Consider the following 6,433-nt stretch of genomic DNA (forward strand, 5'->3'; position numbering starts at 1 on the left):
CGAGTACATCCAGCGCCGAACCGCGGAAGGGAAATCACCTCGCGAAATCCGTCGATGCCTCAAACGCTACATCGCCCGTGAAATCTATCAGCATCTCTGCACCGACAAACACCCGGCGAAACCCTACGCAAACGGCACTTGACCAACATAGGAGCATCAATGCCGATGGACGACACAGGCCGAGGCCCGGCAGGCGCTGTTCGGACACATCGAAGGCCACTATGATCGGCACCGCATGCACTCGGCTCTTGGGTATCTTACGCCTGAGCAAGCCGAGCAGAGCATGGCGGGATAACCCAGCGTGTCCCCTAGATCGGGGGAACGATCAGATCCTGCCAATTTCAGCCGATCCCGCTCGACCGGCGCCTGGCTCGGGGTGACCACACGGCGTTATCGATCAGGCGAAGTCGACTACGATAGCCACATCTCCTGAAGCGGCGATATCCACGTTCGCTCGCTCCTGTACGAGGCCGCTGTCGTGATCCTACCCGCAGCCATGCCGACAGCGATCTGCGTAGTTGGGGCATAAAGCTTCGCGAGAAGGTCTGCTTCAAGCGCGCCGCCGTCGCGGTTGCCCGCAAGCTTGCGATCGTCATGCATGCGATGCTGCGCTCTGGCGAACTGTTCACCAGGATGGCTGCGGCCGCCTGATCCAAGAGTTCGATAGCGCCCGATGGCGTGACGAGCGTCCCTGCCGGGACATAGGCTGGTCCATTCCGCAGCTGCCCTTGCACCACGAACGCCGGCTCGGTGAGTGCGTAACGAACATTGGAAGGATCGACCCGCGAAGCCACATGATGCGGCGGCACATGCCGACCGCGAAGACGACCATGCCCCGGCAGACGACATCGATGCATCAAAGAGCGGTTGCCAAGCCCGCTATTAGACGACCACGTCCCGTATTGCGTTTTAGCAAACGCTATCCGGCTGCGAGGGCGGTGGTTTCCTATAGCTCCGGCTCGGCAATGCGAATGGTTTGCTAAGCCGTTAGCGTAATCGTGTACCGCGCCGGTGCGGTGAAGCGGGTTATGACGAGCAGGCAACGCTCGCGGACCACAAGCCTCAGCAGGCCTGCTTGTAAGAGCTTTTCGAAAGGTCATCGTTGAAGCTTACGGAACGCGTCTCCTCGATAAGAATCGCGGCGATAAAAACTATTGTGTAGGATATTATGGCGAACACGCCAATGGCGGCGCTCAAATTCACCGCAGATAATTGATATCCCACAACGAATAGCAATAGCCCGGCCATCCCTCTGCCAAAATTATAACAAAACCCTAGACCTGTGCCGCGTACCTCTGTCGGATACATTTCGGCGAGTACCGGCCCGACCGCGCTGAACAAACCAAGCACGAAAAAACCTAGAGGAAAGCTGGCGATCAGCAGAGCGCTATTCGAGAGGGGGAGCCGTGTGCACATGAGCACCGTCATCACGCTTCCGACCGACAAAATTATTAATGCCGTTCGTCGGCCAAATCTGTCGCCCAGCCATCCTCCCGTGGCATAGCCAAAGAATGATCCGATCGCAGCGATGCCAAGGTGCGCGCTGATCTCGCTCGAGGTAAAGTGCCGGTCCAAATGAAGGATGGTTGGCCACCACGTCGCCACTGCCCAATATCCGCTATGAGCGCCCGTTGCCAAAAGGCTACCTTGAAATGTTCGACCCGCTATTGGGAGGCGGAAGATCGCACGCCAGGACGCGCGCTGCGTCATCGCGCGAAAGGCCGCCGGCTCCTTGATACGCCGCCGCATATGGAAAATCAGTAGCGCGGGGATGATTCCGACGAGAAAAGTACATCTCCAGCCAAAATCGATGGGCAGCAGCGTCAAGATAACTCCAGAGCTTGCTGCCGCGAGTCCGAACCCTATCGCCCAAGCGCTTTGCGCCGCTCCGACCATCCTCGCCCGACTCTCGGGGGCGGCGATTTCCGCGACGAGGACGGCGGCAGCAGCCCATTCGCCACCAAACCCCAGTCCCTGAATGGCACGAGCTACCAAAAGCTGCTCAAAATTCTGAGAAAATGCGCAGAGGCACGTTCCGACGCCGACACATAAAACCGTTATTCGCAATACGAGCACGCGCCCGAGTCGGTCGGAGGCAATTCCTGCTCCGACCCCACCGAGGGCGGAGGCTGCGAGCACAATGCTGACGAGCTCTCCGCCCTGCAGCTGAGACATCCCCCAGAGCGGCAGAAGGATAGGAAGCACGAAGGCGTAAAGCTGTACATCCATTGCGTCGAGAGCAATGCCCCCGAGCGACGTCCAAAAGGCGCGGCGATGATCACCGGTGAGGTTCTGATACCAAGTCGGCATCAACCGTCTGCTCCTGCTGCGGCCGGCAAGGCGGCTTTGCACCTCTTACCCGCCAAATTCGTTTCCAGCGTTCAAAGGCCGTCAAAGCTGTGGCGACAAATTTGGCCGCTCAAAGGTTTCTCGCTGCATTCCTTTGGCAAGGTACCCACCTCTCCAAGTAAGGGGGCAAGTGCCTCGCAACATGAAGTAAAGGTTACTATCCTCGCTGAAACGGGCCAATCCCTAGTCGAGGGAGCTTTCGCTCCCCCACCTAGGGATGGCCGCGTGAGGCTCGCGCATGCTCATGGTTGGAGGTCCGTCGGTGAATAGGTGCGTGAAATTCCCTGTGTGGCTCAAAATCGCCATTTTGATTTACCTGATGTGCGGGAGCGCAGCAGACGCGTCGCGTTCCCCGACGTCGGCCGGCCTGTCGCATGTTCGGCATACGGCTTGGACGATGGCACAAGGGGCACCGGCGCCTATCTACAAGATCGCGCAAGATCGAAACGGCTACCTATGGCTCTCGAGCAGGGCCGGGCTCTATCGTTTCGACGGAAACCGCTTCGATCTTATTCGCGCCGACCTACCTGACGATGCATCCCAGGCTGCAATCCCCCTTTTGGTAGCACGATCCGGCGATGTCTGGACATGGTACAGTGATGTCAATCGCTTCGGGATATATCGTGCAGGCAGAATGGCGCTGTTGCCTCCGTCGCTTTCCAATGGAACCATCATCGACATGGTCGAAGGAAAAGATGGTGCTATCTGGGCCGGAGCCGGCCAGATCGGCGCACCGCTATTGGTGTTTCGACGCGGGCGTTGGTCCGAACTCGGCGTCGATGCGGGCCTACCGAAAGGGGCACTCGTCAATCTGGCCGCGACGCCGGATGGCGCTATCTGGGTTGCTTATTACACGGGCGTCTTCCGATTGCTGCCGGGAAAAGCGCGCTTCGAGCATGTGATCGATGCGCCGCTCGGTCAGTCTGGTCGGCTAACCCTTGACCATGCCGGTCGGCTCTGGCTGGTCGGCGCGTCGCAATTGCTGCTGCTTCACTCGCCGAGAGCGGGATCTCCGATCTTGCCGATTCAACTGCGATGGCCCGCCTATGACAAAAAGCGCGACCAGGCGCTTATAATGGCTGACGGCAGCTTGTGGACGTCCAACATTGACGACGGTATCCGGCTTTACGGCGGCGCCGCGCTATCAGGCTCAAGCGATTTCGGTTCCAGCATGCATGGCCTATTCGGCTCGGTGAACGGGCTGAGCTCAAACCTTATCAATCATTTCTTCGAAGATCGTGAAGGGAACGTCTGGACCGCCACTACGCTCGGCCTCGATCGCTTCAGGGTTGTCGACATTGTAACTGAACCAGCGCTCACGAAGCCGGCCAAGTTGGGAGACATCCTTCTTTCAGCCAGTGACGGCAGCGTTTTCATCGGTACGTCGGAGCGGATCTATCGCGCCGAACCAGGCGGTGGGCCGGTCCCGTTTACCGATAGGATCGCCAACCCGACCGCGGCGTGCGAGGGCCCAGACCACCGAGTCTGGTTCTTTAACGACCGCAAAGCCGTCGGCATTCTCGGATCCACGCAAATCACGCTCGACGCACCACGCGTCGAACCCGACTGGGTCGCGGATTGCGCCGTAGACGCACGCGGCCATCTCTGGGCGGCGACCCTCGGCTCCGGTCTACGGTCCTGGAGTGGCAAGGGGTGGGTCAGAGCTTTGGGTGAGGCACAGCCGTCCGAAGTTATGGCGAACGGACGGCAGCTCGTGTTTGACTGGGATGCGAACCGGGTGGTGGCGTGGGATGGCGGACGCCTCCGCACGCTGTTGCCAGCCGACAACCCCATCGGCCGCCTGCGCCACGTTCTGCCTTTTGCTCATGGGTTTGTTGTGACAGGCAAGTCCGGCATTGCCATTCTTGGAGGTGCCAAGCCGACGTATCTTTCGTACAGTCGGGTTCCAACTTTGCGCCAAGCAAGCGGCTTCATCCTACTGTCAAATGGCGAAGCGTGGGGGGCTGCTCTGGATAGCGTCGTTCGTTTCGCACCAGGCGACTTTCAGCGCGCGCTCGCGCAACCAAATTTTCGACCCGAGCCGAGGTTGTTCGATTTCCTTGAAGGGCTTCCCTCCTCGCCCGTTTCTCAGGTCAAGCGCTCGCTTGCGCTCGGAGGAGATGGCCGACTCTGGATCTCGACCATCAACGGCACAGTATGGCTTGATTCCGCGAAATTGCACATAAACAGGGTTGCCCCCGGCGTTGCCATCAATAGCCTGTCTAGCAACAAGATGCGCATTCGTGATCCTCGCGATGTCTTACTTCGGGCCGGGACGTCCGACGTTGCGATCGGCTTCTCCGCTCTGGGATTAAGCCTGCCAGAAAGGCTGCAGGTTCGCTACCGTTTGGACGGCTTCGATACACGTTGGATCGATCCGGGGATGCGTCGCGAAGCATTTTACACCAACCTGCCACCAGGCCGATATCGGTTCCTTGTGATTGCCGCGAATGAAGATGGCAAGTGGAATGACACTGGTGCAGAGCTCCAATTTGAGCTGCCACCGACAATTTTTCAGTCGCTCTGGTTCAAGGGGGCCTGCTTTTTAGCATTGGTGGGACTGATTGCGCTCCTCTATCATTTGCGGGTTCGACACGTCGCAGGCCAAGTGCGGGCGCATCTAGAGGCGCGCATCGCTGAACGCGAGCGTATCGCGCGAGCGCTTCACGACACATTGCTTCAAAGCGTTCAAGGGCTGGTACTTCGCTTTCAGGCAGCTGCAGACCGAATAAAACTTGGCGATCCTAATAAGGAACTGCTCGAACGAGCCCTACTTCGAGCGGACGGCATCATCGTCGAGGCGCGTGAGCACGTGCAGGATCTTCGTTTCGAACGTGGCCCTGTCGATCTTGTTCAAATGTTGGAAGACCAGATCGCAGCGATGGATGTCGATCCTGGCCTTTCCGTGAACATCGAGGTCCGAGGCATCATTCGGGAAATCCCGCCACTAATCGTTTCCGACATTCACCGCATCGCGGCAGAGGCGTTGTTCAACGCCCGGCAGCACGCCAACGCGAGCGCGATCGAAATCATCCTTCACTTCGGTACTGGGCACTTCGAAATGGTGGTGGCGGACGACGGTGTCGGCATAGAAAAAGAGGTCCTCGCGCGAACAGGCCGAGATGGCCATTACGGCCTACCCGGAATGCGCGAGCGTGCTGCGCGGATCGGCGGCCGATTTTCAATCGAATCCGGACCAGAACGGGGGACGAGCATTACTCTGAGAACCCCCGCCCGCACTACCTTCGGCGACTTTCACCCTGGCTGGGCATCGCGCTTGCGCGCAAGATTGTTGCCCCGCCGAACCACTGAGTAACGTCATGATTCGCATATTGATCGTCGATGATCACCCTGTCCTGAGGGAAGGAATCGCCGCCATCGTCGAAAATCAGGACGATATGGTGGTCGCAGGTGAGGCAGAGGACGGCTCGATCGCGATCGAGCAATATCGCCGCCTAGTGCCTGATGTCGTGCTGATGGACATCCAAATGCCTCGTATGGATGGCCTTGAGGCGATTGCCACGCTTCGCAAGGAATTTCCCGCAGCGAAGATTTTGGTACTGACGACCTACGCTGGCGACGTGCAGGCTGTTCGCGCCTTGCGCGCTGGCGCGGCAGGATATCTTCTTAAAAGCAGTCTGCGGGTCGAGATGCTCGACGCTATCCGCAAAGTACATGACGGCCGGCGCCATATCCAACGTGATGTTGCTGACGGGATAGCCCGGCATGTCGGCGACGAACCGCTTACCGATCGCGAAATCTCGGTGCTCCGGCTCGTCGCAATTGGCCAAGCAAACAAGCAGGTCGCCCAAACGCTTGGCGTGTCCGAAGAAACGGTCAAAGCGCATCTGAAAACCATATTTGCCAAGTTGCAAGTGTCGGACAGAACGCACGCGATCACTGTCGCGACCCAGCGGGGTATGTTAAGTTTCTAAGGCAGAGACCGACCGTTGGCGGGGAGCGCACGTGCGTGAGAGGTTGTTTGGTCATCTGGACAGGCCGTCCGACGGGCCTCAATTAGGATTCCACCACTCCAACACATCGATGCCAGGGCGTCGTACATTGTCGAAGGCAGCTAGACTAG

Annotated in this window: 3 protein-coding genes and 2 pseudogenes; 4 read left to right on the forward strand and 1 reads right to left on the reverse strand. The window is 58.7% G+C overall.

Going from position 1 to position 6,433, the window contains the following annotated elements; genetic code table 11:
* Positions 1-154: 154 nt before the first annotated feature.
* Positions 155-295, forward strand: a pseudogene (locus RH90_RS24390) (IS3 family transposase); the annotation flags it as partial.
* A 33-nt stretch (positions 296-328) separates the two neighbouring features.
* A pseudogene (locus tag RH90_RS22780) lies at positions 329-651 on the forward strand (transposase); the annotation flags it as partial.
* A gap of 411 nt (positions 652-1,062) precedes the next feature.
* Here RH90_RS22780 and RH90_RS18885 read toward each other — a convergent pair.
* Positions 1,063-2,310, reverse strand: a complete 1,248-nt coding sequence (locus RH90_RS18885) for an MFS transporter (RefSeq protein WP_010188066.1) — start codon at positions 2,308-2,310, stop codon at positions 1,063-1,065.
* 325 nt (positions 2,311-2,635) lie between these two features.
* Here RH90_RS18885 and RH90_RS18890 point away from each other — a divergent pair, with 325 nt between their 5' ends.
* Both RH90_RS18890 and RH90_RS18895 read left to right on the forward strand, forming a co-directional pair.
* Positions 2,636-5,665 carry a sensor histidine kinase gene (locus tag RH90_RS18890; protein WP_198283469.1) on the forward strand — a complete coding sequence of 1,010 codons (3,030 nt, stop codon included), beginning with the start codon at positions 2,636-2,638 and terminating at the stop codon, positions 5,663-5,665.
* A 4-nt stretch (positions 5,666-5,669) separates the two neighbouring features.
* Complete coding sequence (locus RH90_RS18895; RefSeq protein WP_010188068.1) at positions 5,670-6,284, forward strand: response regulator transcription factor; 615 nt, start codon at positions 5,670-5,672, stop codon at positions 6,282-6,284.
* Positions 6,285-6,433 lie beyond the last annotated feature (149 nt).

The organism is Sphingomonas sp. PAMC 26605 (assembly GCF_000241485.1).
Lineage (GTDB): Bacteria > Pseudomonadota > Alphaproteobacteria > Sphingomonadales > Sphingomonadaceae > Sphingomonas.